This is a genomic window from Mesorhizobium sp. M7A.F.Ca.CA.004.12.1.1 (assembly GCF_003997835.1).
Classification (GTDB): Bacteria; Pseudomonadota; Alphaproteobacteria; order Rhizobiales; family Rhizobiaceae; genus Mesorhizobium.
Genome location: NZ_RZRK01000841.1, coordinates 1 through 2,613 on the forward strand (window position 1 = coordinate 1; position 2,613 = coordinate 2,613).

Genomic DNA, 2,613 nt, shown 5'->3' on the forward strand with positions numbered 1-2,613 from the left:
CCTTCCTTTGCCGATTTCTATGGCATGGAGGACACGATCGAGCGCATCGCCGGCTATTTTCGCTATGCGTCCCAGGGGCTCGAGGAGCGCAAGCAAATCCTCTATTTGCTCGGCCCCGTGGGCGGTGGCAAATCCTCCCTTGCCGAGCGTCTGAAGAAATTGATGGAACAGCGCCCGATCTACACGCTGAAGGTCGGTAATCAGGTCAGCCCGGTTTTCGAATCGCCGCTTGGTCTTTTCCATCCTGATCGCATGGGCGACCTGCTGGAGGACAAATACGGCATTGCCCGACGCCGGTTGAATGGGCTCATTTCGCCATGGGCAGCCAAGCGCCTCGACGAACTTTCCGGCGACATTTCCAAGTTCAGCGTCGTCAAGCTGATGCCGTCGCGACTGCGCCAGATCGGCATCGCCAAGACCGAGCCCGGCGACGAGAACAATCAGGACGTTTCGGCCCTGGTCGGCAAGGTGGACATCCGGCAATTGGAAAACTTCAGCCAATCCGATCCGGACGCCTATTCCTATAGCGGCGGACTGAACCGGACTACCCAGGGCCTGCTTGAATTCGTCGAAATGTTCAAGGCGCCTATCAAGGTCCTGCATCCGCTGCTGACCGCCACCCAGGAAGGCAGCTACAACGGCACCGAAAACTTCGGCGCTTTTCCCTACCAGGGAATCATCGTGGCCCATTCCAACGAGTCGGAATGGCTGCAGTTCAAGAACAACAAGAACAATGAGGCCTTTCTCGATCGCATCCTCGTGGTCAAGGTGCCGTATTGCCTGCGGATAACCGAAGAGCGGCAGATCTACGAGAAACTGCTGCGGGAGAGCGAATTGGCCGCCAGTCCTTGCGCTCCCGAGGTGCTGGACATCCTCAGCCGGTTTACCGTCTCGACCCGCTTGGCCGAGCACGACAATTCACCGCTCTACACCAAGATGCGCGCCTATGACGGCGAGAACCTCAAGGAAGTCGACCCCAAGGCAAAGTCGGTTCAGGAATATCGGGACGCCGCCGGCGTCGACGAGGGCATGGCAGGCGTCAGCACGCGCTTTGCCTTCAAGATCCTGTCGCAGACCTTCAACTACGACACCGAAGAGGTGGCCGCCGACCCCGTGCACCTCATGTACATCCTGGAGGAGGCAATCAAGCGCGAACAGTTTCCGAAGGAGACGGAAGCCGCCTATCTGGAGTTCATCAAGTCCGAACTGGCCGCGCGGTATGCCGAATTCATCGGTCATGAGATCCAGAAGGCCTATCTGGAATCGTACAGCGAGTATGGCCAGAATCTTTTCGACCGCTACATCGCCTATGCCGACGCCTGGATCGAAGACCAGGACTACAAGGATCCCGACACCGGCCAGATCCTCAACCGCGAGGTTTTGGACAACGAGCTTTCACAGGTCGAAAAGCCGGCCGGCATCGCCAATCCCAAGGACTTCCGCAACGAGGTGGTGAAATTCACGCTGCGCGCCCGTGCAAGAAACCATGGCCGCAACCCGGCGTGGACAAGTTACGAAAAGCTGCGGGAAGTCATCGAGAAACGCATGTTCGGCCAGGTCGAGGACCTCCTGCCGGTGATCAGTTTCGGCTCCAAGCAGGACAGCGTCACGGAAAAGCGGCACAATGAATTCGTGCAGCGGATGGTCGAGCGCGGCTACACCGAGCGGCAGGTTCGTCGCCTTGTGGACTGGTACATGCGGGTGAACAGGGCGGGTTAGAGAACCCGGATGGTTCCATGCCGATCTTCATCGACCGCCGCCTGAACCCGAAAGACAAGAGTCTCGGCAATCGCCAGCGCTTCCTCCGACGCGCGCGCGAGGAATTGAAGCGGAGCATACGCGACCAGATCCGCACCGGCAGGATTGCCGACGCGGATTCCGAGCACGCCGTGCGCATGCCCGAAAGAGGCACAAGCGAGCCGAGCTTCAGCAACGCCCGCGACAGTGGCAGGCGCCAGCACATCTTGCCGGGCAACAGGCATTTCTCCGCTGGAGACCTGATCCCCAAGCCCGGCGGAGGCGGCGGGGGAGCGTCGTCCCCGGGAAACAAGGCATCCGAGGACGACTTTCGTTTCGTACTGTCGCGCGAGGAAGTGCTCGATCTTTTCTTCGAGGATCTCGAACTCCCCGACATGGTCAAGCTCAACCTCAAGGAGATCCTTGCCTTCAAGCCGCGCAGGGCGGGCTTCGCCGCCACCGGTTCGCCGACCAACATCAATGTCGGCCGCACGATGCGCAACAGCCACGGCCGCCGCATTGCGCTGAGGCGCCCCAAGCAGGTCGAACTGGATGCGATCCTCGAGGAAATCGCCTCGCTCGAGGAGGCGCCATCCAGCGCCGACGCGCGCCAGCGTATCGCGGCATTGAGCGAAGAGCTTGACCGGCTGGAACGACGCCGCCGACGCATTGCCTATGTCGATCCGGTCGACATCCGCTTCAACCGCTTCGATTCCCGGCCGGTGCCGAACGCCAATGCCGTCATGTTCTGTCTGATGGACGTGTCCGGGTCCATGGGCGAGCGCGAGAAGGATCTGGCCAAGCGCTTCTTCGTCTTGCTGCACCTGTTCTTGAAACGACGCTACGACCGCATCGAGATTGTCTTCATCCGCCACA

2 protein-coding genes are annotated in these 2,613 nt (G+C 60.2%); both read left to right on the top strand.

Features of this window, described 5'->3' with window-relative positions:
* A partial coding sequence (locus tag EN984_RS30525) for a PrkA family serine protein kinase (RefSeq protein WP_127384186.1) occupies window positions 1-1,719 on the top strand: 1,719 nt, incomplete at its 5' end.
* A 17-nt stretch (window positions 1,720-1,736) separates the two neighbouring features.
* The coding region (locus tag EN984_RS30530; RefSeq protein WP_164765757.1) for a DUF444 family protein at window positions 1,737-2,613 on the top strand (877 nt) is incomplete at its 3' end.